Here is a 26,457-nt window from a genome sequence, read left to right as displayed (position 1 = left end):
GTTCTCCCACGGCACTTACACCGGTACAGCAGGGGTCCATCCCCGGCGCCGACTTGCCTTTACCTCACATGTGCAGCAATTACGCTTATGGCTATTTTGAACATCCTCGAATTTCCGGACTCACGCCTGCGCACCATTGCCAAGCCAGTGGCCGTAGTGGACGCCAAGGTTCGTCAGTTGGTCGATGACATGTTTGAAACAATGTATGAAGCCCCGGGTATCGGCCTCGCCGCGACCCAGGTCGACGTGCATCAGCGCGTCGTGGTCATGGACCTTTCCGAAGACCGCAGCGAGCCCCTGGTGTTTATCAACCCTGAGTTCGAAACCCTGACCGACGAGATGGGCCAGTATCAGGAAGGCTGCCTGTCGGTGCCCGACTTCTACGAGAACGTCGACCGTCCCCAGCGCGTCAAGATCAAGGCCCTGGACCGTGACGGCAAGCCGTTCGAGATGATTGCCGAAGGCCTGCTGGCGGTGTGCATCCAACACGAATGCGACCACCTCAACGGCAAGCTGTTTGTCGATTACCTGTCCACGCTTAAACGCGACCGGATCAAGAAGAAGCTGGAAAAGAAGCATCGCCAGCAAGCTTGATTCCCTTCTTTCAAAGGCTTGCTCCGGCAAGCCTTTTTCTTTTGTGAGACGTTTCCCATGACCGAGCCACTGCGCATCGTTTTTGCCGGCACCCCCGAATTCGCCGCCGAACACCTCAAGGCCCTGCTCGCCAGCCCGTATGAAATCGTGGCGGTTTACACCCAGCCCGATCGCCCGGCCGGTCGTGGGCAAAAGCTGATGCCCAGCCCGGTCAAGCAGTTGGCGCTGGAAAACAACATTGTCGTGTTGCAGCCGCCAACCCTGCGCAACGCCGATGCCCAGGCCGAACTGGCTGCGCTGAAGCCGGACCTGCTGGTGGTGGTGGCTTATGGTTTGATCCTGCCTCAGGCCGTGCTGGATATCCCGCGCCTGGGCTGCATCAACAGCCACGCCTCGCTGCTGCCTCGCTGGCGTGGCGCGGCGCCGATCCAACGGGCCGTTGAAGCCGGTGATGCCGAAAGCGGTGTGACCGTAATGCGCATGGAAGCAGGCCTGGACACCGGCCCGATGCTGCTGAAAGTCACCACCCCGATCACAGGTCAAGACACGGGCGGCAGCCTGCACGATCGCCTCGCCGAAATGGGCCCGCCGGCGGTAGTCCAGGCCATCGCCGGCCTCGCCGCCGGCACTCTGCAAGGCGAAGTGCAGGACGACAGCCTCGCCACCTACGCCCACAAGTTGAACAAGGACGAAGCCCGTATCGAGTGGAGCCGCCCGGCCGTTGAGCTGGAGCGCCTGGTGCGCGCCTTCAACCCGTGGCCAATCTGCCACAGCACCCTCAATGGCGAGGCCTTGAAAGTACTGGCCGCCACCCTGGCCGAAGGCGAGGGCGCCCCCGGCGAGATCATCGGCGCCAGCAAGGACGGCCTGTTAGTAGCGTGCGGTGAACAGGCGCTGTGCCTGACCCGTCTGCAACTGCCCGGCGGCAAGGCGCTGAACTTCAGCGATTTGTTCAACAGCCGTCGTGAGAAATTTGCCGTCGGCATCGTCCTCGGCCAAGTGGTAGACACCCAATGAACCCACGTCTGGCCGCCGCCAAAGCCCTGGCCACCGTACTCAACGGCAAGGCTTCCCTCAACAGTTCGTTGCCGACCCAGCTGGATAAAGTCGAAGACCGCGATCGCGGCTTCACACAGGACCTGGCTTTCGGCACCGCCCGCTGGCAGCCGCGGTTGTCGGCGCTGGCGGCCAAGCTGCTGCAAAAGCCGTTCAAGGCCGCAGATGCCGATGTCGAGGCACTGTTGCTGGTGGGCCTCTATCAACTGCTCTATACCCGCGTGCCGGCCCACGCCGCCATCGGCGAAACCGTCGGTTGCGCCGACAAACTGAAAAAGCCCTGGGCCAAGGCCTTGCTCAACGCCGTGCTACGCCGTGCCCAACGCGAAAGCGAAGCGCTGCTGGCCGAGCTCGAACATGACCCGGTGGTGCGTACCGCCCACCCGCGCTGGCTGCAAAAATCCCTGAAGGCATTCTGGCCCGAGCAATGGGAAGCCATCTGCGCCGCCAACAACGCGCACCCGCCGATGATCCTGCGGGTCAATCGCCGTCATCACACGCGCGATGCGTATCTCGCGCTGCTTGGCGAAGCCGGCGTAGCAGCTACGGCCTGTGTCTACAGCCAGGACGGCATCGTTCTTACAGAGCCGGGCGATGTCCGTAACCTGCCCGGGTTCGCCGAAGGCTGGATCAGCGTGCAGGACGAAGCCGCACAACTGGCCGCTGATCTGCTGGACCTGGCGCCTGGCCAACGGGTGCTGGACGCCTGCTGCGCCCCCGGCGGCAAAACCTGCCACATCATGGAAGTGCAAGCAGACTTGGCCGGCGTCGTCGCCGTCGACCTGGAAGCCAAGCGCTTGGTGCGCGTGCGGGAAAACCTCGCGCGCCTGGGCCTGAGCGCCGAACTGATCGCCGCCGATGGCCGCGACACCGCCACCTGGTGGGACGGCAAGCCCTTCCAGCGCATCCTGCTGGACGCGCCGTGTTCCGCCACCGGCGTGATCCGCCGCCACCCGGACATCAAGCTGACCCGCCAACCCGACGACATCACCGCCCTGGCCGTGCTGCAAGGTGAATTGCTGGACGCGTTGTGGCCGACCCTCGAAGTCGGCGGCATCCTGCTGTACGCCACCTGCTCGACGCTGCCCACCGAAAACACCGAAGTCATCGAAGCCTTCCTGGCCCGCACCAGCGGCGCACGGGAACTGGACCTCGACATCCAGGCCGGGATCAAGCAGCCTCATGGCCGCCAGTTGCTGGCCCAGGAAGGCGGCCACGACGGGTTCTATTACGCCAAGCTGATCAAGATTGCCGCCGCTCGCGGCTGAATGGTTTTAAGGGAGTGACCGGATGAAAATCATCATCCTCGGCGCAGGGCAGGTCGGCGGTACGCTGGCCGAGCATTTGGCCAGCGAAGCCAACGACATCACCGTGGTCGACACCGACGCGGAGCGCCTGCGGGATTTGGGCGACCGCCTGGATATCCGTACCGTACAAGGCCGTGCCTCGTTTCCTACGGTGCTGCGCCAGGCCGGTGCCGACGATGCCGACATGCTGGTGGCAGTCACCAACAGTGACGAGACCAACATGGTCGCCTGCCAGGTGGCCCACACCCTGTTCCACACCCCGACCAAAATCGCCCGGGTGCGTGAAGCCGCGTACCTGACCCGCGCCGGACTGTTCGACAACGACGCGATCCCGGTGGACGTGCTGATCAGCCCGGAACAGGTGGTGACCCACTACATCAAGCGCCTGATCGAACACCCGGGCGCCTTGCAGGTTATCGACTTTGCCGAAGGCAAGGCGCAACTGGTGGCGGTAAAGGCCTACTACGGCGGGCCGTTGGTGGGCCAGCAACTGCGCCAGCTGCGCGAGCACATGCCCAACGTCGAGACGCGAGTGGCGGCAATCTTCCGTCGCGACCGGCCGATCCTGCCGCAGGGCGATACGGTAATCGAAGCCGACGACGAAGTATTTTTCATCGCGGCCAAGGCGAATATTCGCGCGGTGATGAGCGAAATGCGCCGGCTGGATGAAACCTACAAACGCATCGTCATCGCCGGCGGCGGGCAGATCGGCGAGCGCTTGGCCGAGGCCATCGAAAGCCGCTATCAGGTGAAGATTATCGAGATGAATCCGGCACGCTGCCGGTATTTGTCCGACACCCTCGACAGCACCGTGGTCCTGCAAGGCAGTGCCTCGGACCGTGACCTGCTGCTCGAAGAAAATATTGCCGACGCCGACATCTTCCTGGCCCTGACCAACGATGATGAAGCCAACATCATGTCGTCGTTGCTGGCCAAGCGGCTGGGGGCGAAGAAGGTGATGACCATCATCAACAACCCGGCCTATGTCGACCTGATCCAGGGTGGCGATATCGACATCGCCATCAGCCCGCAACTGGCAACCATCGGTACCTTGCTGGCCCACGTGCGGCGCGGCGATATTGTGAGCGTGCACTCGTTGCGCCGAGGCGCGGCGGAAGCCATCGAGGCGATTGCCCACGGCGACTCGAAGTCGAGCAAGGTGATTGGCAAGGCGATCCGCGATATCGGCCTGCCACCGGGTACTACCATCGGCGCAATCATTCGCGATGAAGAAGTGATCATCGCCCACGACGACACGGTGATCGCCACCGGCGACCATGTGATTCTGTTCCTTGTGGATAAAAAACATATCCGCGATGTGGAGAAACTGTTCCACGTGGGCCTGAGCTTTTTCTGATCAATCGGAGTGACCGACATGCTCGAATCCCTGGAAAAAATGCTCGCCAAGGGTGTGGATAACTCACTGCTGCGGTTTGGGTTGGGCAAGGGTTATCTGGATCTGAAGGACAACGCGAAGGCGGCGGAGCATTTGCAGAAATGCGTCGAGTTCGATCCGAAGTATTCGGCGGCGTGGAAGCTGTTGGGCAAGGCGCAAGTGGGGCAGGGTGATAGTGCTGCGGCGCGGTTGGCGTGGGAGAAGGGGATTACAGCGGCCCAGGCCCATGGCGACAAGCAGGCCGAAAAAGAAATGACGGTGTTCCTGAAGAAACTCGATAAACACCTGTAGGAGCGAGCTTGCTCGCGAAAAACCCGAGAGCGCCGCGTCAAATCAGAAAGACCGCATAATCGTTAACGACCTTCGCGAGCAAGCTCGCTCCTACAGGACGCGGGTCAATACCACCGCGCCTCACCCGGCGGGCGTTTCTTGAAGCGCTTCATGCTCCACATGTACTGGCTCGGATAAGCGGCCACATACCGCTCCACCACCTTGCTCATCGCCGCGCACGACGTCGCAGTGTCCGTGCTGTACATGTCTTCCGGTGCCGCTTCCAGGATCACTTTGTAGCCCGATCCATCCGGCAGCCGCAGGGCATGCAGGAACACCCCGACCGCCTTGTGCCCCGCCAACATGTTCGGTACGAACTTGCTGGTCAGCGCCTGGGTGGCGAAGAACGGCACAAAGATCCCGGCGGATTCCGCCGGCTCCGGGTCGGCAGGAATGCCCACCTGGCCACCTTTACGCACCTCCTTGATCACACTGAGGATGCCCTCCTTGGTTGACGCCGCCACGCGGTTGCCCAGTTGCACCCGCTGTTTGCGCAGCAAGTCATCCACGGCCTTGAGCTTCGGCGGACGGTAGAAAATGATCGGTTTGCACTGGCTGCAATAGAAGTGGTTCAACACTTCCCAATTGCCCAAGTGGCTGGTGATGCCCACCACGCCTTTACCCGAGGCCAGGGCTTCGTGCAGCACCTCCAGGCCTTCGACTTCACGCACCAGGTCAATGGAGCGCTGGGCCGGCCAGATCCAGGCGCAGGCGCTTTCGGTCAGGGACTTGCCGATGTCCTTGAGGCTCTGGCCCACCAGGCGCTCGCGCTCGGCCGAGTCCATGTCGGGGAAGCATTTGGACAGGTTGATCCGCACCGTCTCGCGGGAGCGGTTGGGGGTTTTCCACATGAGCCAGCCAATCGCCGAACCGACCGCTTGCACCGCGCGCCAAGGCAGCAGGGCAAACAACCGAAGAGCGCCTACCAGCAAGGCGCCTTTAAACTTTTCCACAGGTCACTCCTGATCGTGTGTGGTGCGCAAAGCCGCCATTCTAACCGGCGTTGGCCAGGTCCGCGTAACGGTCGCAGTCCTGGGTGTGGTCCATGACCATGCCCGAGGCCTGCATGAACGCGTAGCAGATGGTCGGTCCGACAAACGTAAAGCCGGCTTTTTTCAGGGCTTTGCTCATGGCTTCCGCTTCAGGCGTAATCGCCGGAACCTGGCTGCGATCCTTGAAATGATTGACCTTGGGCACGCCGCCAACAAACGACCAGAGCAACCCCACAGGATCCTCCAGCGTCAGCCAGGCGGCGGCATTGCGCCGGGTGGCATTGAGTTTCAGGCGGTTACGCACGATGCCCGGATCGAGCATCAGCGCTTCAATCTCGGCATCGCTTAGTTGGGCCAAACGCTGTGCATCAAAACCAAACAAGACCTTTCGATAGTGCTCGCGTTTGCGTAAAACGGTGATCCAGGAAAGGCCCGCCTGGAACCCTTCGAGCAAAAGCAACTCGAACAGTCCCTGCGCATCGCGCAGCGGCGTTCCCCACTCCTGATCGTGATAAGCCATGTACAGCGGATCTTCAGAACACCAAAAGCAGCGTGGCATAAGGCTCCAGGGGATGGTGGCGCGGCCGAATCGGGTATACTCCCGCTCTTTAAATCGCAGCCCAAGTAACAGGTGAATTTCGTGAGCCAGCCTACGCCAGCCGTGCGTACCTTCCAAGACTTGATCCTCGCCCTCCAGCAATACTGGGCCGAGCAAGGTTGTGTGGTACTTCAGCCCTACGATATGGAAGTAGGCGCCGGCACTTTCCACACCGCTACCTTCCTGCGGGCCATCGGCCCGGAAACCTGGAACGCCGCTTATGTGCAGCCCAGTCGTCGCCCGACTGACGGCCGCTACGGCGAAAACCCGAACCGCCTGCAGCACTACTACCAGTTCCAGGTGGTTCTGAAGCCGAACCCGGACAACTTCCAGGAGCTGTACCTGGGCTCGCTGAAACATGTCGGCCTGGACCCGCTGGTCCACGACATCCGTTTCGTCGAAGACAACTGGGAATCGCCAACCCTGGGCGCCTGGGGCCTGGGCTGGGAAGTCTGGCTCAACGGCATGGAAGTGACGCAATTCACTTACTTCCAGCAAGCCGGTGGCATCGAGTGCTACCCGGTGACCGGCGAGATCACCTACGGTCTCGAGCGTCTGGCCATGTACCTGCAAGGCGTGGATTCGGTCTACGACCTGGTGTGGGCTGACGGCCCGTTCGGCAAGGTCACCTATGGCGATGTGTTCCACCAGAACGAAGTGGAGCAGTCGACCTACAACTTCGAACACGCCAACGTCGAAAAACTGTTCGAGCTGTTCGACTTCTATGAAAGCGAAGCCAAGCGCCTGATCGAACTGGATCAGCCGTTGCCGTTGCCAAGCTATGAAATGGTTCTGAAGGCATCCCACACCTTCAACCTGCTGGATGCTCGCCGTGCCATCTCGGTCACCGCGCGCCAGCAATACATCCTGCGTGTACGCACCCTGGCACGTTCCGTCGCCCAAGCCTACCTGCTGGCTCGCGCCAAGCTGGGCTTCCCGATGGCAACCCCGGACCTGCGTGATGAAGTGTTGGCTAAGCTGGAGGCTGCACAATGAGTGCTCAAGATTTCCTGGTTGAACTGGGCACCGAAGAGCTGCCACCCAAGGCACTCAACACGCTGGCCGATGCGTTTCTGGCCGGTATCGAAAAAGGCCTGCAAACCGCTGGCCTGAAGTTCGCCGCGAAGAAGGTCTACGCCGCGCCGCGTCGCCTGGCGGTGTTGCTCACCGCGCTGGAAACCCAGCAGCCGGACCGCAGCATCAACCTCGACGGCCCGCCACGCCAGGCCGCCTTCGATGCTGAAGGCAACCCGACTCAAGCCGCCCTTGGTTTTGCCAAGAAGTGTGGCGTCGAGCTGAGCGAGATCGACCAGAGTGGCCCGAAACTGCGTTTCAGCCAGGTCATCACCGGTAAGCCGACCGCCAGCCTGTTGCCGACCATCGTTGAAGACTCGCTGAACGACCTGCCTATCCCGAAGCGCATGCGCTGGGGTGCCCGCAAGGAAGAGTTCGTGCGTCCAACCCAATGGCTGGTGATGCTGCTGGGTGACGACGTCGTCGACTGCACCATTCTCGCCCAAAAGGCCGGCCGTGATTCCCGTGGTCACCGCTTCCACCATCCTGAAGCCGTGCGCATCACCTCGCCGGCCAACTACGCCACTGACCTGCGTGCCGCCTACGTGCTGGCCGATGCCAATGAGCGTCGCGAGCTGATCAGCAAGCGCACCGAAGAGCTGGCCCGCCTGCAGGAAGGCACCGCCATTGTGCCGCCAAGCCTGCTGGAGGAAGTGACCGCTTTGGTTGAGTGGCCAGTGCCGCTGGTGTGCTCGTTCGAAGAACGTTTCCTCGACGTGCCGCAGGAAGCGCTGATCACCACCATGCAGGACAACCAGAAGTATTTCTGCCTGCTGGACGTGGACGGCAAGTTGCTGCCGCGGTTCATCACCGTGGCCAACATCGAAAGCAAGGACCCGCAGCAGATCATCGCCGGTAACGAGAAAGTCGTTCGCCCGCGCCTGACCGACGCCGAGTTCTTCTTCAAGCAAGACAAAAAGCAGAAGCTCGAAGACTTCAACCTGCGCCTGCAAAACGTGGTGTTCCAGGAAAAACTCGGCAGCGTCTACGACAAGGCCGTGCGCGTCTCCAAGCTGGCGGCCTACATCGCGCCACGCATTGGTGGCGATGCTGCCTGGGCTGCGCGTGCCGGCCTGCTGTCCAAGTGCGACCTGGCCACCGAGATGGTCGGCGAGTTCCCGGAAATGCAAGGTGTTGCCGGTTACTACTACGCCCTCAATGATGGCGAGCCGGAAGACGTCGCCCTGGCGCTGAACGAGCAGTACATGCCGCGCGGTGCTGGCGCCGAGCTGCCAACCACCCTCACCGGTGCGGCCGTAGCCATCGCTGACAAGCTGGATACCCTCGTCGGTATCTTCGGTATCGGCATGTTGCCTACCGGCAGCAAAGACCCGTATGCCCTGCGCCGTGCGGCCCTGGGTGTGCTGCGGATCCTGATCGACAAGCAGCTCGACCTCGACCTGACCCAGGCCGTGGTATTCGCTGTCGGCCAGTTCGGTGCCAAGGTCAAGCAAGCGGGCCTGGCCGAGCAAGTGCTGGAGTTCGTGTTCGATCGTCTGCGTGCGCGTTACGAAGACGAAGGCGTTGACGTTTCGGTGTACCTGTCGGTACGTGCCCTGCAACCGGGTTCGGCGCTGGACTTCGACCAACGTGTACAAGCCGTTCAGGCCTTCCGCAAATTGCCGGAAGCCGGTGCCCTGGCCGCTGTGAACAAGCGTGTATCGAACCTGCTGAGCAAGGCCGACAACCTCGGCAATGCCGAAGTCGACCCGGGCCTGTTTGCCGATGCCAAGGAGTTCTCGCTGAACTCGGCCATCGCCAAGGCGGAAAACGCAGTGAAGCCGCTGATCGCCGAACGCAACTACGCCGAAGCACTGGCGCGCCTGGCCACCTTGCGTGAGCCGGTGGATGCGTTCTTTGAAGCGGTGATGATCAATGCCGAAGACGCGGGCGTGCGGAAAAACCGCTACGCCATGCTGGCGCGTCTGCGTGGTTTGTTCGTCAACATTGCTGACATTTCGACCCTGAGCTGATCATGTTGAAACTGCTGATTCTCGACCGGGACGGAGTGATCAATTACGACTCCGACGCTTACATCAAATCGGTGGCGGAATGGATTCCACTGCCCGGCTCGATCGAGGCCATCGCGCAGTTGAGCAAAGCGGGCTGGACGGTGGCCATCGCCACCAACCAGTCCGGCATCGCCCGCGGCTACTACGACATCGCCACCCTCGACGCCATGCACGCGCGCCTGCGCATGCTGGTGGCCGAGCAGGGCGGTGAAGTAGGGCTGGTGGTGTATTGCCCACATGGCCCGGATGAAGGTTGCGATTGCCGCAAGCCCAAACCGGGTATGCTTAAAACTATTGCTGAACATTACAACGTGCCATTGGCTGGGCTTTGGTTTGTCGGGGATAGCCTCGGTGACCTGGAAGCCGCCAAGGCCGTCGACTCTCAGCCAGTTTTGGTAAAAACCGGGAAAGGCGAAAAGACCCAGGCTAAAACCCTGCCGGTAGGCACCTTGATTTTTGACGATCTGGCGGCGGTTGCCGCAGAACTTATCAACAACTAGCAGCACTTCTCGACTTCCTGACCAAGGACTGTTCGGGAGCGCGCTTTTAACAGGCGGGCCTTGTCCCGCAACGGTAAATGCCGCCATGTCGATTTTGCAGGCCATCAGAACCTTCTTCTTTTACCTGCTGCTGGGCACCAGTTCCCTCCTCTGGTGCACCCTGAGCTTTTTTATCGCGCCGTTTTTGCCGTTCAAGGCGCGCTATCGTTTCATCAACGTCTTTTGGTGCAACTGCGCGTTGTGGTTGACCAAGGTGTTCCTGAACATTCGTTTCGAGATCAAGGGCGCCGAAAACGTCCCGGACCAGCCCTGCGTGATTCTGTCGAACCACCAGAGCACCTGGGAAACCTTCTTCCTGTCTGCGTACTTCTCGCCCCTGAGCCAGGTGCTCAAGCGTGAGCTGCTGTACGTGCCTTTCTTCGGCTGGGCCATGGCCATGCTGCGTCCGATCGCCATCGACCGCGACAACCCCAAGGCAGCACTCAAGCATGTGGCGAAGAAGGGCGACGAACTGCTCAAGGATGGCGTTTGGGTGCTGATCTTCCCCGAAGGTACACGCGTGCCCTACGGCACTGTGGGCAAGTTCTCACGCGGCGGTACGGCTTTGGCGGTAAACGCCGGCCTGCCGGTGCTGCCAATTGCCCACAACGCCGGCAAGTTCTGGCCAAAGACCGGCTGGGCCAAGCGTGAAGGCACCATCACGGTGATCATTGGCGAACCGATGTATGCCGAGGGTGAAGGCCCACGCGCTATTGCAGCGCTGAACGACCGTGCCCAGGCATGGAATGAAGCGCAACAAAGAGCCATGGGTTCGCTGCCGCCGGAGCCGGTCGTCGTCGACACTCCGGTGATTTGAGTTTCTGTGGATAACCTGTGTACGGTTTGTTGGCGAATCGTGCTTTTTCGATTATAGGCTGCTGATTTACTTACATATTTCCTAAGCTCATAAAACAGCGGAAAAGGTGCATAAGTTTTTTCCGCATTAAAAAACCGGTCCTTGAGACCGGTTTTTTATGCACAGGTAAAAAGCAGCGGTTCACTCCTTCCATAACGGCAGTTGAAGGATGAAGGTCGTACCTTTATCCACCACACTTTCGCAGCCGATTCGCCCACCATGGCGATCCACGACGGCCTTGACCATGGTCAGGCCCAACCCCAACCCTTCACTGCCTTGAGCAGAGGCGAAGCGCCGGTATTGGCCGAACAATTCGGGCAAATCCTGCTCAGCGATTCCTCGCCCCTGATCGCTGATACAGCATTCCAGGCGATCTTCACTGCTGGTCAGGCTTAATGTGACGGTGGTGCCTGAAGGGCTGTATTTGACCGCGTTCTCCAACAGGTTAAACAAGGCGCGGGTCAGCAGCGATTGATCCGCCCAGACCATCTCCTCGCCGTCGTCATCCAGGTTGCGGGCCAGGTGGATACCTTTCAGCTGGGCATGCACAGCGACTTGATCAAACGCGTCGAGCACCAGCATGGCGAACAGACTGGGCTGGAATTGGTATCCGTCAGATTCGGCTTTCGCAAGTTGCACGAAGGATTCGGTCAGGTTCAGGGCACGGCGGACTTGCTGCTCGATCTGGGCAAATATCGGCGCAGCGGTGTCCTGGACATCCAACAGGGCCAGGATCGCCGAGTGCGGAGCACGCAGGTCATGGGACAGAAAGCGCAACAAGGTTTCCCGCTGCTGCTGGGCGTCGCGCTCGATACTCAGGTCTGTGAGGCTCAACAGCCAGCCCAGGGCCACATCCCCGTCTGCTGGCAGCAGCGGGGCCAGGTCGAGGCGCAGGCTGCGATCAAGGGTGTCGCGAAATTCGACGATCTCCAGCGCCGACAAGGCAGGGCGAATGCCGTCCTGCAGCGGTGGATAACCCAACGCAGCGAGCTGCTCCAACAGGTTTTCAGCCACCAATTCATTGCCGAATACATCACGGGCAATCCGGTTGGCCAGCAGGACATTGCCCTTGGGATCAGTAATCAAGGTCGCTACCGGCAAACATTCCAGGCCATCGGCCATAAAGCGGCGTGTGTCCCGGGTGCGGCTGACTGCTTGTTCCAGGGCGAAGATCCGTCCCTGTAATACATCACCCTGGCTGGCGGGCGCTCTACGCCGCTCCGGGAGCACTTTGGGTTCGTTGTCCAGGCGTGCCAGTTCCCAACCGAAGTAAGCCAGGATCACGCTCAGGCGGCGCCAGTTCCAGATCAAGTAGCTGAGCAGCATGCCGATCAGGCACGCCGCCGGTGACCACCAATGGCCCAGGCGCAACAGGCCCCAAGAACCGAGAAGCGCGGCGCCCATGCAACCGACGGTCAACCACAGCGCATAACGCGGGCGAAACAACAGCAAGCCCAATAGCAGCGCGACCATGGCGGTGGCCAGCAGCGTTGCCATCCAGGCTGGCAGGTCAACAATGCTGCGCCCTTGCAGCAAGCCATTGAGGATGTTGGCCTGGATCTCCACGCCTGGTGTGGTGCCAACGCTGGCCGACAGCGGCGTGACATACCGGTCGCCCATGCCCGGCGCAGTGGCACCGATCAGGATCAAACGGTCTCGCAGCAACTCAGGCGGCACCTCACCGCGTAAAACGCTGATATACGGCACGCTGGGAAAGCCGGCATGGCTGGCAATGAACGGAATTCGAATGGAGTTTTCCCGCTGCCAATGGTTGCTGTCCACCGGGCCAAGCGCGCCCGGCATAACGGCTTGCTGTCCACTCAGTTCAAACGCCAACCAGGCCAGTTGGGGCGTCATGTTCCCTGGCGGGCCTTCACGCAAATACAGGCTTCGAACGATACCGTCGCTGTCCGCTTCAACGTTGATATGGCCGACGCCCCTGGCGCAATCGCGCAGGGGCAGCACCGGCAGGATTTGCGCCACAGGTTGCTCGTAGCGGGGCGAGCCTTCACGAATCAAGGGCAACAGAACAGTGCCGGCGTTGCACATAGCCTCGGCCAGGCGCAGGTCATTGGCCGGCTCTCGGGCGGGTTCGCTGAAGATCACATCGAACAGAATGCCTGCGGGTTTGGCAACGCTCAGCCGATCAAGCAGGTCGGCGTGTACGCGCCGGGACCAAGGCCATTGGCCGAGTTCCTTCAGGCTTCGGTCATCAATGGTCACCAGCAAGATGCGTGGATCCACCGGCAACGGGGCCAGGCGGCGAAGGCTGTCGTACAGCAGGTTGTTGAGGGAAAAGCCCGGGCTCAGGGACAGGAATGCCGTGATAGGTAAAAGCAACAGGCTGACCCAGAGCCATTCGCGTACCAGGCCATTGAATAGCCGCTGAGCCTGGGTCGGTTGGCGCTTTTCAGCCCGGCGCCAAAGCCTCACCGGCGAGCGTCCGGAGCGCTATTGCACGCGGTTCGCGGGCGGGTAATAGAAGATGTCATAGACCCCGGTTTCTCCCTCAAGCCCGTGTTCATCATAGGCCGACAAACGAACGTGATAGAACGATGCTTTCAGCCCAGTGAAGCGCATTTGCGGCTCGTCGGAGAAGTTTTCCTGCTTGATGTTCAGAAACTCCTTATCGGTCGCGACCTGAGCCCTGTAACGCTGGGCGCCGGCTAACGGACGCAGAAAAAGCGTCCATATCGGCGCATCGCCTTTTTGCCCATCCTGGCCCACCAGACGTGGAGCATCCAGCAGTTCCACGGGCTTGAGTTCACCTTGTTTCTTGAATGCCAAACCCTGCCTCGCACCGACCTTCACTTCACCCGCAACCGGCCCGGTAATGGGCTTCTTCTTGATGGGTCGTAGAGTCGGTGGAGCGTCATCCCGATTGACCGCAACCTGCCCATTGAGCACTTCCACCAGCGATTGTTCGCCGTCGTTGCGCACGCGGAAATGTGTGCCGCGCACACCGAGCACGCCCACCGGGGTCACGATCTGGAAACGGTCGTAGTCACTGGCACGCTTGATGACATAAGCCTCAACCTGACCTTCTTCAAGAATGACCTGCGGAATAGATTGCTCCTCGACCAGGTGCAGTCGAACCTGGGAGCTGGACGGCAAGACAACCCGCGTACCGTCTCCCAGCAAAAGGCTGACGAACGCGTCCGGTGAGGTTTTCACACGCTCTTGTTCATCAATGACCATGCCTTCTGCCAAGGCCGTGGAAACGCCCTTGGCATCCAGCTTCCAGGCTTCGCCTGTCAGGTGCTGCACCACCGCCGGCAGTGGCTGCGCGCGGCACATCTGGTTGTCGTCAATGTAGGGGGCGCGGGGAGGGGCGGGACGTGCCAAGGCCGGCAAGCTCAATACGCCAAGCGTAACAATCAAGCCTGAGCCCAACAGCGTAGAAATGGCAAAGCGAAGTCGGCAGGTGAAAAAGGTCATGGCGCTCATCAAGATTCTAGTTCTAATGGGGCATCAGAAAGCACGTTCAGGAAGCGTCTTGCGCGGGAAGACCTTGAATACCGACTACGATACTCGATGAGGTATCCAGTCGATAGCCAAAATGTCTGGGGCGTGGGATCTATGGCAGAAGATGACACATCCCTGTGCCGGAGCAATTCCCTCGCTCCAATCCGTGTGTCATCCAGCGAGAGCGAATTTACCTACAAGACAGGTGTGCCGGACCGAATCGCAAAAATTGTTCAGATTTGGCGGTGCTTAAAACACCCAGCGTTGATTCTGCTGTTGTTCACCGAGTTGCTGAAGCGGCGAACTGGCGAAGCCCATACCGTTACCCGGTTCGCTCAGGGTTTGACGTTCATCGAACGAAGCAGGTATTACCGGTTTGGATGCCCCTACCGTTTCCGTCCCCAAGGTTGCCGCCATTACCACCAATACCATTCGCCCCCATACATTAATCTTCTCCAGAACCGCCGCACGTCTCGAAACAGCATAAAACCAGATTGCCATTGATCCTTTTCCTGAAGGTCCCGAGCCGGTATCTTCCCAGCGTGGGTATTACGATTTCCAATGGCTTACGGCCATTTGATATCAGCGTACCGAGAGATTCAAAGGGCCTGAGAATCTGGCCATAATTGTTCAGATTCATGCCTGCATTCTTAATCAGAAAGGACCCTGCCATGCGTGTCGCAATACTGGATGACGAACCTGCAGAACTGCGGCGGGTGGAACAGACACTGCGACAAATCCCCAGCGCCGCGGATCAGCCTTGGAGTCTGCACTGCTTCGAGCGTGGAGAAGACCTGCTGCGCCAACTGCGCCGGGAAACCTTTGACCTGCTGATCCTTGACTGGCAACTGCCCGACCTCAGCGGCCTTGCACTGTTGCGCTGGACCCGCGAGCACATGGAAGCGCCACCGGCCGCCATCATGCTCACCAGCCGAGATGCCGAGAGCGATATCGTCCAGGCGTTGAACAGTGGCGCCGATGATTACGTCAGTAAGCCATTTCGCCCTAACGAGCTTAAGGCACGGGTCAATGCGGTGCTGCGGCGCCACGGACTGCAAAAGTCTGCAGCCAGCGAAGTGCTGACCTTCAACGACCTGACGTTCGATGATGCTGAACTCACGGTGAGCAGGGCGGGGAAACCTATCAACCTGACAGAACGCGAATACCGCCTGGCTCGGTGCCTGTTTGAGAACCTGGCGCGGCCACTGTCTCGGGAATATCTGTATGAGCGGTTCTGGACCCATGAGGAAATGGTGTCGTCGCGGCCCCTGGATACGCATATTTATCGGCTACGGAATAAGCTCGGGCTGACGGCGGAGCGGGGGTGGCAGCTGCTCACGATTTATGGGTACGGGTATCGCTTGGAGAGTGTGACGGCTGCCTCCGACGAGTGAGATGTTCCACGTGGAGCATTTGTAAAATGCCCAAATCCCACCCAATAAAAAAGGCCAACGCTTAGCGTTGGCCTTTTTGTTTGCGCTGCAACCTGATCAGAAGTCCAGGTTGGACACCGCCAAGGCGTTGCTCTCGATGAAGTCACGACGAGGCTCGACCGCATCACCCATCAGGGTGTTGAAGATCTGATCCGCGCCAATGGCGTCTTCGATGGTCACACGCAGCATGCGACGCTGAGCGGGGTCCATGGTGGTTTCCCACAGCTGATCCGGGTTCATTTCGCCCAGACCTTTGTATCGCTGAATGGTGTGACGCTTGGTGCTTTCAGCCATCAACCAGTCCAAGGCTTCCTTGAACTCTTTGACCGCTTTCTTACGCTCGCCACGCTGAATGTAAGCACCATCGTCCAGCAGGGTGCTCAGTTGCGCGCCAAGGGTGACAACCGTCTTGTAGTCGTTGCTGCCGAAGAAGTCGCGGTTGAAGGTGACATAGTTCGACAGGCCGTGGGAGATCAGTTCGACCTCTGGCAGCCAGACGTTACGTTCACGGTCTTCACGCAGGCTGGCTTTGTAAACCAAGCCGGATTTTTCGACGGTACGCAGACGGACTTCGTACTGGGCCAGCCAATTCTGCATGTGAGCGTGGTCGCCCAATTGCTCAAGGCTGACGGCTGGCAGGTAGATGAAGTGCTCGGTCAGCTCCTGAGGGTACAGGCGCGACAAACGCTTGAGGGTCTTCATCACCATGCGGAAATCGTTTACCAGACGCTCCAACGCTTCACCGGAGATCCCCGGGGCTTCGTCGTTCAAGTGCAGGCTCGCATCTTCCAGGGCCGACTGCGTCATGTACTCTTCCATGGCGTCGTCGTCTTTGATGTATTGCTCTTGCTTGCCCTTTTTCACTTTGTACAGCGGCGGCTGGGCGATGTAGATGTAGCCACGCTCGATCAGCTCAGGCAACTGACGGAAGAAGAACGTCAGCAGCAGGGTGCGGATGTGCGAACCGTCGACGTCAGCATCGGTCATGATGATGATGTTGTGGTAGCGCAGCTTGTCGATGTTGTACTCGTCGCGGCCGATGCCACAGCCCAGGGCGGTGATCAAGGTGCCGACTTCCTGCGAGGAAATCATCTTGTCGAAGCGCGCCTTCTCGACGTTGAGGATCTTACCCTTCAACGGCAGGATGGCCTGGGTGCGACGGTTACGACCCTGCTTGGCGGAACCGCCAGCAGAGTCACCTTCCACCAGGTACAGTTCGGACAGGGCAGGGTCTTTCTCTTGGCAGTCAGCCAGTTTGCCCGGTAGCCCAGCGATATCCAGCGCGCCTTTACGACGGGTCATCTCACGGGCTTTACGCGCCGCTTCACGAGCCCGCGCCGCGTCGATCATCTTGCCGACAACCAATTTGGCTTCGTTCGGGTTTTCCAGCAGGAAGTCGGAGAAGTACTTACCCATTTCCTGTTCAACGGCGGTCTTCACTTCGGAAGACACCAGCTTGTCTTTGGTCTGGGAGCTGAACTTCGGATCCGGAACCTTGACCGAAATAATCGCGGTCAGGCCTTCACGGGCATCGTCACCGGTGGTGGCGACTTTATGCTTCTTCGCCAGACCTTCTGCTTCGATGTAGGTGTTCAGGTTACGCGTCAGTGCCGAACGGAAACCCACCAGGTGAGTACCGCCATCGCGCTGAGGAATGTTGTTGGTGAAGCACAACAGGTTCTCGTTGAAGCTGTCGTTCCACTGGAGGGCGATTTCCACGCCGATGCCGTCTTCACGCTGGATGTTGAAGTGGAACACCTGGTTGACCGCAGTCTTGTTGGTGTTCAGGTATTCAACGAACGCCCGCAGGCCACCTTCGTATTTGAACAGCTCTTCCTTGCCGCTGCGTTCGTCTTTGAGGACGATACCCACACCGGAGTTGAGGAAGGACAGTTCACGAATCCGCTTGGCCAGGATGTCCCAGCTGAAGTGGATGTTCTTGAAGGTTTCGTCGGAAGGACGGAAATGAATCTGGGTACCGGTGGTTTCGCTTTCGCCGACGATTTTCATCGGTTCTTGCGGAACGCCGTGAACGTAGGTCTGCTCCCAGATCTTGCCGCTGCGACGCACGGTCAGCACCAGCAGTTCGGAGAGGGCGTTCACCACGGAAACACCTACACCGTGCAAACCGCCGGATACTTTGTAGGAGTTGTCATCGAACTTACCGCCGGCGTGGAGCACGGTCATAATGACCTCTGCTGCCGAAACGCCTTCTTCTTTATGCACATCTACCGGGATGCCGCGACCGTTGTCGCGCACGGTGATAGATTCGTCCGGGTGGATGATGATGCTGATGTCGTCGCAGTGACCGGCCAAAGCTTCGTCGATCGAGTTATCGACCACCTCGAACACCATGTGGTGCAGACCGCTGCCATCATCGGTATCACCGATGTACATACCGGGACGTTTGCGTACGGCATCCAAACCTTTAAGCACTTTAATGCTGGTCGAGTCGTACGTATTCGTATTTTGTTCGCTCATGCCTTCACTCCCGATGGTCGTGGGTCTGGGTGATACGGCCTTGTTCCACGTGGAACAAAGCGACTGGCGTTTCCGTCTGCCAGCCTTCCCTCAATAATTCGTGGTCTACACAGGTGATAAACACCTGGCAGCGTAAGTCTTCCAACAAGCGGCATAACGCGCGGCGGTGCTGCTCGTCCAGTTCGGACGGCAAGTCATCCACCAGATAAATACATTGCCCGCGCCGGGCCTGGCTAACCAGATGCCCTTGGGCGATACGCAGGGCACAGACCACCAACTTCTGCTGACCGCGGGACAAGATGTCCGCGGCATTATGTGCGCCCAATCTAAGGCGCAAATCAGCCCGTTGCGGTCCGGCCTGGGTGTGACCAATTTGCTGATCCCGCTGTAAGGACGTCGCGAGCACTGCACTCAGCTCCCGGTCTTTGTCCCAACCACGGTAGTAGCTCAACGTCAGCCCCTCGAGTTCAAGCAACTCGCTCAAGGTCTGCTCAAAGACTGGTTTCAAGGCTTTGATATAGGCGCGGCGGTATTCATCTATTTCAGCGCTGGCCAGGCACAGTTCCCGGTCCCAAGCAGCTTGCGAAGCGGCGTCAAGTGTACCATGCCGCAGCCACGAGTTCCGCTGCCGCAGGGCCTTCTGCAGGCGCTGCCAAGTGGCCATAAAACGCGGTTCCACGTGGAACACTCCCCAATCGAGGAATTGCCTGCGGATTTTTGGCGCGCCTTCCAGCAAACGAAAGCTGTCCGGGTTGATCAGTTGCAGCGGCAGGATTTCCGCCAATTGCGCAGCACTGCGAGCATTCTGCCCGTCGATGCGTATTTGAAACTCCCCCTGACGATCACGAGAAATCCCCAGGCTGCTATGACCGCCTTCCGCCAATTCGACTTGGCCAAATACCGTGCACGCCAGTTGCTCGTACTGGATCACCGGTAACAAGCGGGCACTGCGGAAGGAACGGGCAAGCCCCAGCAAATGAATGGCTTCCAGCACGCTGGTTTTGCCACTGCCGTTGGCGCCGTGGAGGATATTGATGCGGGGAGAGGGGGAGAAGGTCACCGGGTGCAAATTGCGCACCGCGGTGACCGAGACGCGACTGAGGGACATCTAGCTTCTGCTGAACATGATTACAGGCGCATCGGCATGACAACGTAAGCCGAGTCATCGTTGTCGGATTCTTGCACCAAGGCGCTGCTGTTGGAGTCGGACAGGATCAGGCGAACCTGTTCGGTGGTCATCACACCCAGCACATCCAGCAAGTAGCTGACGTTGAAGCCGATTTCCAGGTTGCCGCCGTTGTAGTCGACGCCCACTTCTTCTTCCGCTTCTTCCTGCTCAGGGTTATTCGCCTGAATTTTCAGCTGACCGTTGGCCAATTGCAGGCGAATACCGCGGTACTTCTCGTTGGAAAGAATGGCGGTACGGCTGAACGCTTCACGCAGGGCCTGACGATCACCGATCACCAGCTTGTCGCCGCCTTTAGGCAGGACACGCTCGTAATCCGGGAACTTGCCGTCAACCAGCTTGGATGTGAAGGTGAACTCGCCAGTGGTCGCACGGATGTGGTGCTGGCCCAGGACGATGCTGACATTGCCATCCGGCTCGGTCAGCAGGCGCGCGAGTTCCAGAATACCTTTACGCGGCACGATCACCTGGTGGCGATCCGGCTGACCGATATCGGCTTTCATCGAGCACATGGCCAGACGGTGACCGTCAGTGGCCACGGCGCGGATGATGCCTTCGGAGACTTCCAGCAGCATGCCGTTGAGGTAATAACGCACGTCCTGCTGGGCCATGGCGAAGCTGGTGCGCTCGATCAAGCGGCGCAGTCGGCTTTGCTCCAGGCTGCATGTCAGCGAGCCAGGACCTTCTTCCACGGTCGGGAAGTCGTTGGCTGGCAAGGTCGACAGGGTGAAACGGCTGCGACCGGCCTTGACGACCAGCTTCTGCTCATCAACCTTGATGTCGATCAGCGCGTCGTTGGGCAGGCTCTTGCAGATGTCCATCAGCTTGCGCGCCGGCACGGTGATCTCGCCAGGTTCGGCAGGTTCTTCGAGCTGGACACGACCAACCAGTTCGACTTCGAGGTCGGTACCGGTCAAGGACAATTGCTGGCCTTCGACAACCAGCAATACGTTGGAAAGCACCGGCAAGGTCTGTCGGCGCTCGACGACGCCTGCGACCAGTTGCAGGGGTTTCAACAGGGCTTCGCGTTGAATGGTGAAATGCATGGTCTAGTCCCTTGCCTTAATAAGCTGCGCTGGTGTTCATCAAGTAGTCAGTGTACGCAGCAGGTTCTTGTAGTCCTCGCGAATATCCGCGTCGGATTCCTTAAGTTCGTTGATCTTGCGGCACGCGTGCAAAACCGTAGTGTGGTCGCGACCGCCAAACACATCACCAATTTCCGGCAGGCTGTGGTTGGTCAGCTCTTTGGAGAGCGCCATCGCTACCTGACGGGGACGTGCCACCGAGCGCGAACGGCGCTTGGACAGCAGATCGGAAATCTTGATCTTGTAGTACTCGGCCACAGTACGCTGGATGTTATCCACACTCACCAGCTTGTCTTGCAACGCCAGCAGATCTTTCAGGGATTCGCGGATCAACTCGATGGTGATGTCGCGGCCCATGAAGTGCGAGTGAGCGATGACACGCTTGAGTGCGCCTTCCAGCTCACGCACGTTGGAACGAATGCGCTGGGCAATGAAGAACGCGGCGTCGTGAGGCAGGTCGACTTTAGCCTGGTCGGCCTTTTTCATCAGGATCGCGACGCGGGTTTCCAGTTCCGGCGGCTCTACCGCAACGGTCAGGCCCCAGCCGAAGCGCGACTTCAGGCGCTCTTCCAGGCCTTCGATTTCCTTCGGATAACGGTCACTGGTCAAGATGACCTGTTGGCCACCTTCGAGCAACGCGTTGAACGTGTGGAAAAACTCTTCCTGGGAACGTTCCTTGCGGGCGAAGAATTGAATGTCATCGATCAGCAAGGCATCAACGGAACGGTAGAACCGTTTGAACTCGTTGATTGCATTGAGCTGCAGCGCCTTGACCATGTCGGCCACGAAGCGCTCCGAGTGCAGGTACACGACCTTGGCATTCGGGTTCTTCTTTAATAGGTGGTTACCCACGGCGTGCATCAAGTGAGTTTTACCCAAGCCAACGCCACCATAAAGGAAGAGCGGGTTGTAACCGTGCTTGGGGTTGTCGGCGACCTGCCAGGCAGCCGCGCGGGCCAGCTGGTTGGATTTACCTTCGACAAAGTTCTCAAAGGTGAACGTGCGGTTCAGATAGCTGGTGTGCTTGAGCGCACCTTCGACCTGAACGGTGCGCTGTTCAGCACGAACCGGAGCCTGTTGTGAGCTGGCGCCGGCCATTGGGTCAAAGCTGTCGCGGGACGGCTCTTCATTTATAGGCGCGTTTTTCTGCGACGAGGATTTCGAAGGCGTCTGGGCAACCGATGCAGGCGAGTTATTAACAGGTGCCGCTGCGGCCTGAGCCTGAGAGGCGCTTGCTGCCAACGGTGCATTCGGCGCAGCACGAGGTACCGAGCTGCGTTTGCTGCCTATTAATAAGGAGAGCACCGGAGCAAGCCCGTTGCCATGTTCGTCGAGCAATTCGAGAACGCGGCTCAGGTATTTCTCGTTGACCCAGTCGAGAACAAAACGATTAGGCGCGTAGACACGCAACTCGTCGCCTTCGGCTTCGACCTGTAGCGGACGGATCCAGGTGTTGAATTGCTGGGCAGGCAGCTCATCGCGCAAAAGCTCCACGCACTGCTGCCAAAGTTCCACTGACACGGATATCCCCTAAGTTGAAAGCCGGTGAGGCAAAAACAGCCGCCATTGTAGCGGCCAGCCGTCCACTTATCCACATGTAGCTTGCTCACAGGGCGCCAAGAATCAATGCCTTAACCGTAAAAAAGGCGACAAATGGTCTGTGCATAAGCTCTGTGGATAAGCGCCCCTAAGCCCGTTGTACAAGTGGGGTCGAAAGTCTGTGGGTAACTGGCCTGTGGATAAGTAGCCATTCCACACACAGCTTATCCGATAGCGCAGCACAGGCAGAGCACCGTTTCTCCCCCGTGTTGTCATTCTCTGTACACCACGTGGAATATGGCCTTAAGGCAGTTATCCACAGAAGATCGCCTCCCTAGCTTTTATAAGCTTTACAGAAAAGCTTTAAATAACTTCCTTCTTTATTTTTATATCTATGGCATTGCTCGTGAAAGACGAATCGCCCGGATTCGGTCCAGAGGCCTCCAGATATCTAATTAAAGGAAAAGCTGGTTGGAAATTGACCTAGAGGCTTGCTTTCTCTAGAATCGCCGGTCTCTTAAAACGGGGGCCATTCCGGCCCGTTGTGGACGAACCAGGTAACACGCCATGAAACGTACTTTCCAACCAAGCACCATCAAACGCGCCCGTACTCACGGCTTCCGTGCTCGCATGGCCACCAAGAACGGCCGTGCTGTCCTGTCGCGTCGCCGCGCCAAAGGTCGTGCGCGTCTGGCAGTTTGATAATCCGGTACTGGTGGTGAGTCAGGACTTCAGTCGGGAAAAGCGTCTGCTAACCCCCCGGCATTTCAAGGCAGTCTTTGACTCCCCCACCGGCAAGGTTCCGGGGAAAAATCTCCTGCTCCTTGCGCGTAACAACGATCTGGATCACCCCCGTCTCGGGTTGGTGATCGGCAAGAAGAGCGTAAAGCTCTCCGTTGAGCGCAATCGCCTCAAGCGTCTGATGCGCGAATCGTTTCGCCTCCACCAGGAGACTCTGGTTGGTTGGGATATTGTTATCGTCGCGCGCAAAGGCTTGGGGGACGTAGAAAACCCCGAATTGATTCAGCATTTCGGCAAGCTCTGGAAACGTTTGGCTCGTACCAACAAGCCAGCACCAGCTGTCAGCACCGAAACTGTAGGGGTAGACAGTACTGATGCGTAAACTGGCGCTCGTTCCGATCCAGTTTTACCGCTATGCCATTAGTCCCCTGATGGCAAACCACTGTCGTTTCTACCCCAGTTGTTCCTGCTACGCGTTGGAAGCCATAGAAAATCATGGCCTTCTGCGCGGTGGCTGGCTGACCTTTCGTCGTTTAGGTCGCTGTCATCCGTGGAATCCCGGTGGTTATGACCCGGTTCCGCCTATCCCTACCTCCCGTTCTTCTTCGATGGCCGAGTAATCATGGATATTAAACGCACGATCCTGATCGTCGCCCTGGCAATCGTGTCCTACTCTATGGTTCTTAAGTGGAACCAGGATTATGGCCAAGCTGCCCTGCCGACTCAGAATGTTGCTACCAATCAGTCGGCGCCGGCTATTCCGGATACGCCACTGGGTAACAATGCTGCCGCCAGTGCCGATGTACCCAGCGCGAATGCCGATACCAGCACCCCGATAGAAACCCCGGTCGTCACCAATAAAGACCTCATCCATGTAAAAACGGATGTACTGGACTTGGCAATCGATCCACAGGGTGGTGATATCGCCCAGCTAAAATTGCCTCTGTATCCACGTCGCCAAGACCACCCGGATGTTCCGTTCCAGCTGTTCGATAACGGCGGCGAACGTGTATATCTGGCACAAAGTGGCCTGACCGGTACTGACGGTCCGGATGCTCGTGCTACCGGTCGTCCGGTTTATTCGACCGAACAGAAGACTTATCAACTGGCTGATGGCCAGAACCAGTTGAACGTTGACCTGAAATTCAGTCACGACGGCGTCAACTACATCAAGCGCTTCAGCTTCACCCGCGGTTTGTACGATCTGAAAGTCACTTATCTGATCGACAACGAAAGCGCCAAGCCGTGGACTGGCAACCTGTTTGCCCAGCTCAAGCGTGACAACAGCGCCGATCCTTCTTCCAGCACTGCCACCGGCACCGCGACTTACCTGGGCGCCGCCCTGTGGACAAGTAACGAGCCGTACAAAAAAGTGTCGATGAAAGATATCGACAAGGGCGCGCTGAAAGAAACCGTTCAAGGTGGCTGGGTCGCCTGGTTGCAACACTACTTCGTGACCGCATGGATCCCGAACAAGGGTGATGCCAACCTGGTTCAAACCCGCAAAGACAGCCAAGGCAACTACATCATTGGCTTTACTGGCCCGACGTTGACCGTCGCTCCGGGTGCCAAGGCTGAAGCCAGCGCTACGTTGTACGCCGGTCCGAAAAGCCAGGCTGTGCTGAAAGAGTTATCCCCAGGTCTGGAACTGACTGTGGATTACGGCATTCTGTGGTTCATTGCCCAGCCTATCTTCTGGCTGCTGCAACATATCCACAGCATCGTCGGCAACTGGGGCTTCTCGATCATCCTGCTGACCATGTTGATCAAGGGGATCTTCTTCCCACTGTCGGCTGCCAGCTACAAGTCGATGGCACGTATGCGTGCCGTGGCCCCGAAACTGGCCGCGCTGAAAGAACAACATGGCGATGACCGGCAGAAAATGTCGCAGGCCATGATGGAGCTGTACAAGAAGGAGAAGATCAACCCGCTGGGTGGATGCTTGCCGATTCTGGTGCAGATGCCGGTGTTCCTGTCGCTGTACTGGGTGCTCCTGGAAAGCGTGGAAATGCGCCAGGCTCCGTTCATGCTGTGGATAACTGACCTGTCGATCAAAGACCCGTTCTTTATCCTGCCGATCATCATGGGCGCGACCATGTTCATCCAGCAGCGTCTGAACCCGACTCCGCCGGACCCGATGCAGGCCAAGGTAATGAAAATGATGCCAATCATCTTCACCTTCTTCTTCCTGTGGTTCCCGGCTGGTCTGGTGCTGTACTGGGTGGTCAACAACTGCCTGTCGATCTCCCAACAGTGGTACATCACACGTAAAATCGAAGCGGCTACCAAAAAAGCCGAGGCGTAATTTACTCTGTGGATAACACCACTCAAGACGCCCCCTAGTGGGGCGTTTTGCTTTCCGTCACTTTTATCCGGGTACCCGCCATGAGCGCTCCTCGTGAAACCATCGCCGCTGTCGCCACCGCTCAAGGTCGTGGTGGCGTCGGTATCGTTCGTATTTCCGGGCCACTCGCCGGCGTGGCGGCCCTGGCCATCAGTGGACGGGAGTTGAAGCCGCGGTATGCGCATTACGGGCCGTTTTTAGGTGCTGATGAAGAGGTGCTGGATGAAGGTATTGCCCTTTATTTTCCGGGGCCGAACTCCTTTACCGGCGAAGACGTCCTGGAACTGCAAGGCCACGGTGGCCCGATCGTTCTGGACATGCTGCTGCAGCGTTGCCTGCAGTTGGGTTGCCGCCTGGCACGCCCAGGTGAATTCAGCGAACGCGCGTTCCTCAACGATAAACTCGACCTGGCCCAGGCCGAGGCGATTGCCGACCTGATCGAAGCCAGTTCTGCACAAGCCGCGCGCAATGCATTGCGCTCGTTGCAGGGCGCTTTTTCCCTGCGTGTGCATAACCTCACCGAGCAATTGATCAGCCTGCGTATCTACGTGGAGGCCGCAATTGATTTCCCGGAGGAAGAAATCGACTTCCTTGCCGATGGCCATGTCCTGGCGATGCTGGATAAAGTCCGTGACGAGTTATCCACAGTCCTGCGCGAAGCCGGGCAAGGTGCCTTGCTGCGTGACGGTATGACGGTGGTGATTGCCGGCCGACCCAACGCCGGCAAGTCGAGCCTGCTCAACGCTCTGGCAGGGCGAGAAGCGGCCATCGTTACCGAGATCGCCGGCACCACCCGGGATATCTTGCGCGAACATATCCACATCGATGGCATGCCACTGCATGTGGTAGACACGGCCGGGCTGCGTGACACCGATGACCAGGTGGAAAAGATCGGTGTGGAACGCGCTTTGAAGGCGATCACAGAGGCCGATCGTGTGCTGCTGGTAGTGGATGCCACCGCGCCAGAGGCAGCAGATCCGTTTGCGCTGTGGCCGGAATTTCTCGAACAACGGCCAGACCCGGCCAAGGTCACGCTGATTCGAAACAAGGCCGACCTGACGGGCGAGGCGATCGCCCTTGAAGTCAGTGAGGACGGCCACGTGTCGATCAGCTTAAGTGCCAAGTCTGCGGGAGAGGGGCTGGAACTGCTGCGCGATCATCTGAAAGCGTGCATGGGCTACGAGCAGACCTCGGAAAGCAGCTTCAGCGCTCGTCGCAGGCACCTGGAGGCGCTGCGGCATGCCAGCGCCGCCCTCGAGCATGGTCGCGCGCAGCTGACGCTGGCAGGAGCCGGTGAGCTGCTGGCTGAAGATTTACGTCAAGCACAGCAGCTGTTGGGTGAGATCACCGGCGCATTCAGCTCCGATGATTTGTTGGGGCGGATTTTTTCAAGCTTCTGTATCGGGAAATAGCCGGGTTATCCACAGCT

The 26,457-nt window shown here is 58.9% G+C and carries 24 protein-coding genes; 15 read left to right on the top strand and 9 right to left on the bottom strand.

What is annotated here, in order from left to right; all coding sequences use genetic code 11:
• Nucleotides 1–87: 87 nt before the first annotated feature.
• Genes def through AU074_RS02070 form a run of 5 tightly spaced genes read left to right on the top strand, consistent with a single transcriptional unit; the run spans nucleotide 88 to nucleotide 4,644 of the window.
• Nucleotides 88–594 carry a peptide deformylase gene (gene def / locus AU074_RS02090; RefSeq protein ID WP_003213617.1) on the top strand — a complete coding sequence of 169 codons (507 nt, stop codon included), beginning with the start codon at nucleotides 88–90 and terminating at the stop codon, nucleotides 592–594.
• A 57-nt stretch (nucleotides 595–651) separates the two neighbouring features.
• A complete protein-coding gene (gene fmt, locus AU074_RS02085) occupies nucleotides 652–1,611 on the top strand; it encodes a methionyl-tRNA formyltransferase (protein WP_076013280.1) in 960 nt (319 codons plus the stop codon).
• Nucleotides 1,608–2,918: a 16S rRNA (cytosine(967)-C(5))-methyltransferase RsmB gene (rsmB, locus tag AU074_RS02080; RefSeq protein WP_076013279.1), complete on the top strand. Its 1,311-nt coding sequence runs from the start codon at nucleotides 1,608–1,610 to the stop codon at nucleotides 2,916–2,918. The genes fmt and rsmB overlap by 4 nt, the downstream gene beginning before the upstream one ends.
• A gap of 22 nt (nucleotides 2,919–2,940) precedes the next feature.
• Nucleotides 2,941–4,314: a Trk system potassium transporter TrkA gene (trkA, locus tag AU074_RS02075; RefSeq protein ID WP_003213611.1), complete on the top strand. Its 1,374-nt coding sequence runs from the start codon at nucleotides 2,941–2,943 to the stop codon at nucleotides 4,312–4,314.
• A gap of 18 nt (nucleotides 4,315–4,332) precedes the next feature.
• Nucleotides 4,333–4,644, top strand: coding sequence for a lipopolysaccharide assembly protein LapB (locus tag AU074_RS02070; RefSeq protein WP_076013278.1), 312 nt, complete (start codon nucleotides 4,333–4,335; stop codon nucleotides 4,642–4,644).
• A 104-nt stretch (nucleotides 4,645–4,748) separates the two neighbouring features.
• Here AU074_RS02070 and AU074_RS02065 read toward each other — a convergent pair whose 3' ends face one another.
• Together AU074_RS02065 and AU074_RS02060 are read right to left on the bottom strand one after the other, a co-directional pair.
• Nucleotides 4,749–5,636, bottom strand: coding sequence for a lysophospholipid acyltransferase (locus AU074_RS02065; protein ID WP_076013277.1), 888 nt, complete (start codon nucleotides 5,634–5,636; stop codon nucleotides 4,749–4,751).
• 40 nt (nucleotides 5,637–5,676) lie between these two features.
• Nucleotides 5,677–6,234: a DNA-3-methyladenine glycosylase I gene (locus tag AU074_RS02060; protein WP_076013276.1), complete on the bottom strand. Its 558-nt coding sequence runs from the start codon at nucleotides 6,232–6,234 to the stop codon at nucleotides 5,677–5,679.
• An 81-nt stretch (nucleotides 6,235–6,315) separates the two neighbouring features.
• On the opposite strand from AU074_RS02060, the gene glyQ reads away from it, so the two are divergent.
• From glyQ to AU074_RS02040, 4 genes are all read left to right on the top strand, one after another.
• Entirely contained in the window at nucleotides 6,316–7,269 is a 954-nt protein-coding gene (gene glyQ / locus AU074_RS02055) for a glycine--tRNA ligase subunit alpha (RefSeq protein ID WP_003213601.1), read from the top strand.
• On the top strand, nucleotides 7,266–9,320 hold the full coding sequence (gene glyS, locus AU074_RS02050; protein ID WP_076013275.1) for a glycine--tRNA ligase subunit beta: 2,055 nt from the start codon (nucleotides 7,266–7,268) through the stop codon (nucleotides 9,318–9,320). The genes glyQ and glyS overlap by 4 nt, the downstream gene beginning before the upstream one ends.
• Entirely contained in the window at nucleotides 9,320–9,859 is a 540-nt protein-coding gene (gene gmhB / locus AU074_RS02045) for a D-glycero-beta-D-manno-heptose 1,7-bisphosphate 7-phosphatase (RefSeq protein ID WP_173860314.1), read from the top strand. Before glyS ends, gmhB begins: the two co-directional genes overlap by 1 nt.
• An 85-nt stretch (nucleotides 9,860–9,944) precedes the next feature.
• The gene (locus AU074_RS02040; RefSeq protein ID WP_076013274.1) at nucleotides 9,945–10,715 is read left to right on the top strand and encodes a 1-acyl-sn-glycerol-3-phosphate acyltransferase; all 771 of its coding nucleotides are present in this window, start codon (nucleotides 9,945–9,947) and stop codon (nucleotides 10,713–10,715) included.
• 180 nt (nucleotides 10,716–10,895) lie between these two features.
• On the opposite strand, the gene AU074_RS02035 is transcribed toward AU074_RS02040, so the two are convergent.
• From AU074_RS02035 to AU074_RS02025, 3 genes are all read right to left on the bottom strand, one after another.
• Nucleotides 10,896–13,187: a CHASE2 domain-containing protein gene (locus AU074_RS02035; protein ID WP_076013273.1), complete on the bottom strand. Its 2,292-nt coding sequence runs from the start codon at nucleotides 13,185–13,187 to the stop codon at nucleotides 10,896–10,898.
• Nucleotides 13,188–13,205: 18 nt separating this feature from the next.
• Complete coding sequence (locus AU074_RS02030; RefSeq protein ID WP_076013272.1) at nucleotides 13,206–14,201, bottom strand: FecR domain-containing protein; 996 nt, start codon at nucleotides 14,199–14,201, stop codon at nucleotides 13,206–13,208.
• A gap of 267 nt (nucleotides 14,202–14,468) precedes the next feature.
• Nucleotides 14,469–14,720: a hypothetical protein gene (locus tag AU074_RS02025; RefSeq protein ID WP_076013271.1), complete on the bottom strand. Its 252-nt coding sequence runs from the start codon at nucleotides 14,718–14,720 to the stop codon at nucleotides 14,469–14,471.
• Nucleotides 14,721–14,890: 170 nt separating this feature from the next.
• On the opposite strand from AU074_RS02025, the gene AU074_RS02020 reads away from it, so the two are divergent.
• Entirely contained in the window at nucleotides 14,891–15,613 is a 723-nt protein-coding gene (locus AU074_RS02020) for a response regulator transcription factor (protein ID WP_076013270.1), read from the top strand.
• 96 nt (nucleotides 15,614–15,709) lie between these two features.
• Here the strand turns inward: AU074_RS02020 and gyrB are convergent, their stop codons facing one another.
• From gyrB to dnaA, 4 genes are read right to left on the bottom strand one after another with little or no spacing between them, the layout of a single operon-like run.
• Nucleotides 15,710–18,133, bottom strand: a complete 2,424-nt coding sequence (gene gyrB / locus AU074_RS02015) for a DNA topoisomerase (ATP-hydrolyzing) subunit B (protein WP_076013269.1) — start codon at nucleotides 18,131–18,133, stop codon at nucleotides 15,710–15,712.
• Between the two features lie 4 nt (nucleotides 18,134–18,137).
• Entirely contained in the window at nucleotides 18,138–19,241 is a 1,104-nt protein-coding gene (recF, locus tag AU074_RS02010; RefSeq protein WP_003213585.1) for a DNA replication/repair protein RecF, read from the bottom strand.
• A 20-nt stretch (nucleotides 19,242–19,261) separates the two neighbouring features.
• Complete coding sequence (dnaN, locus tag AU074_RS02005) at nucleotides 19,262–20,365, bottom strand: DNA polymerase III subunit beta (RefSeq protein WP_003213582.1); 1,104 nt, start codon at nucleotides 20,363–20,365, stop codon at nucleotides 19,262–19,264.
• A gap of 39 nt (nucleotides 20,366–20,404) precedes the next feature.
• Nucleotides 20,405–21,925, bottom strand: coding sequence for a chromosomal replication initiator protein DnaA (gene dnaA / locus AU074_RS02000; protein WP_076013268.1), 1,521 nt, complete (start codon nucleotides 21,923–21,925; stop codon nucleotides 20,405–20,407).
• A 585-nt stretch (nucleotides 21,926–22,510) separates the two neighbouring features.
• Here dnaA and rpmH point away from each other — a divergent pair.
• The 5 genes from rpmH (at nucleotide 22,511) to mnmE (ending at nucleotide 26,440) form a co-directional block, all read left to right on the top strand.
• The gene (gene rpmH / locus AU074_RS01995; protein ID WP_003213577.1) at nucleotides 22,511–22,645 is read left to right on the top strand and encodes a 50S ribosomal protein L34; all 135 of its coding nucleotides are present in this window, start codon (nucleotides 22,511–22,513) and stop codon (nucleotides 22,643–22,645) included.
• A 16-nt stretch (nucleotides 22,646–22,661) separates the two neighbouring features.
• The gene (rnpA, locus tag AU074_RS01990) at nucleotides 22,662–23,066 is read left to right on the top strand and encodes a ribonuclease P protein component (RefSeq protein WP_010168490.1); all 405 of its coding nucleotides are present in this window, start codon (nucleotides 22,662–22,664) and stop codon (nucleotides 23,064–23,066) included.
• A complete protein-coding gene (yidD, locus tag AU074_RS01985) occupies nucleotides 23,059–23,304 on the top strand; it encodes a membrane protein insertion efficiency factor YidD (RefSeq protein WP_003213574.1) in 246 nt (81 codons plus the stop codon). Before rnpA ends, yidD begins: the two co-directional genes overlap by 8 nt.
• Nucleotides 23,305–23,306: 2 nt before the next feature.
• Complete coding sequence (gene yidC, locus AU074_RS01980) at nucleotides 23,307–24,989, top strand: membrane protein insertase YidC (RefSeq protein WP_076013267.1); 1,683 nt, start codon at nucleotides 23,307–23,309, stop codon at nucleotides 24,987–24,989.
• 80 nt (nucleotides 24,990–25,069) lie between these two features.
• Nucleotides 25,070–26,440: a tRNA uridine-5-carboxymethylaminomethyl(34) synthesis GTPase MnmE gene (gene mnmE / locus AU074_RS01975; RefSeq protein ID WP_076013266.1), complete on the top strand. Its 1,371-nt coding sequence runs from the start codon at nucleotides 25,070–25,072 to the stop codon at nucleotides 26,438–26,440.
• Nucleotides 26,441–26,457: the final 17 nt, after the last annotated feature.

The organism is Pseudomonas sp. ATCC PTA-122608 (assembly GCF_001952855.1).
In the GTDB taxonomy this organism is placed as follows: Bacteria; Pseudomonadota; Gammaproteobacteria; order Pseudomonadales; family Pseudomonadaceae; genus Aquipseudomonas.
Note: the sequence above shows the minus strand (reverse complement) of the source record. Positions and strands in the feature narration are given on the sequence as shown.

Bases quoted from the DNA above. Each gene is read 5' to 3' on its own strand.
- def (WP_003213617.1), top strand. From the start codon at position 88: ATGGCTATTTTGAACATCCTCGAATTTCCGGACTCACGCCTGCGCACC.
- fmt (WP_076013280.1), top strand. From the start codon at position 652: ATGACCGAGCCACTGCGCATCGTTTTTGCCGGCACCCCCGAATTCGCC.
- rsmB (WP_076013279.1), top strand. From the start codon at position 1,608: ATGAACCCACGTCTGGCCGCCGCCAAAGCCCTGGCCACCGTACTCAAC.
- trkA (WP_003213611.1), top strand. From the start codon at position 2,941: ATGAAAATCATCATCCTCGGCGCAGGGCAGGTCGGCGGTACGCTGGCC.
- AU074_RS02070 (WP_076013278.1), top strand. From the start codon at position 4,333: ATGCTCGAATCCCTGGAAAAAATGCTCGCCAAGGGTGTGGATAACTCA.
- AU074_RS02060 (WP_076013276.1), bottom strand. From the start codon at position 6,234: ATGCCACGCTGCTTTTGGTGTTCTGAAGATCCGCTGTACATGGCTTAT.
- glyS (WP_076013275.1), top strand. From the start codon at position 7,266: ATGAGTGCTCAAGATTTCCTGGTTGAACTGGGCACCGAAGAGCTGCCA.
- AU074_RS02040 (WP_076013274.1), top strand. From the start codon at position 9,945: ATGTCGATTTTGCAGGCCATCAGAACCTTCTTCTTTTACCTGCTGCTG.
- AU074_RS02030 (WP_076013272.1), bottom strand. From the start codon at position 14,201: ATGAGCGCCATGACCTTTTTCACCTGCCGACTTCGCTTTGCCATTTCT.
- AU074_RS02025 (WP_076013271.1), bottom strand. From the start codon at position 14,720: ATGGCAATCTGGTTTTATGCTGTTTCGAGACGTGCGGCGGTTCTGGAG.
- AU074_RS02020 (WP_076013270.1), top strand. From the start codon at position 14,891: ATGCGTGTCGCAATACTGGATGACGAACCTGCAGAACTGCGGCGGGTG.
- gyrB (WP_076013269.1), bottom strand. From the start codon at position 18,133: ATGAGCGAACAAAATACGAATACGTACGACTCGACCAGCATTAAAGTG.
- recF (WP_003213585.1), bottom strand. From the start codon at position 19,241: ATGTCCCTCAGTCGCGTCTCGGTCACCGCGGTGCGCAATTTGCACCCG.
- dnaN (WP_003213582.1), bottom strand. From the start codon at position 20,365: ATGCATTTCACCATTCAACGCGAAGCCCTGTTGAAACCCCTGCAACTG.
- rpmH (WP_003213577.1), top strand. From the start codon at position 22,511: ATGAAACGTACTTTCCAACCAAGCACCATCAAACGCGCCCGTACTCAC.
- yidD (WP_003213574.1), top strand. From the start codon at position 23,059: ATGCGTAAACTGGCGCTCGTTCCGATCCAGTTTTACCGCTATGCCATT.
- yidC (WP_076013267.1), top strand. From the start codon at position 23,307: ATGGATATTAAACGCACGATCCTGATCGTCGCCCTGGCAATCGTGTCC.
- mnmE (WP_076013266.1), top strand. From the start codon at position 25,070: ATGAGCGCTCCTCGTGAAACCATCGCCGCTGTCGCCACCGCTCAAGGT.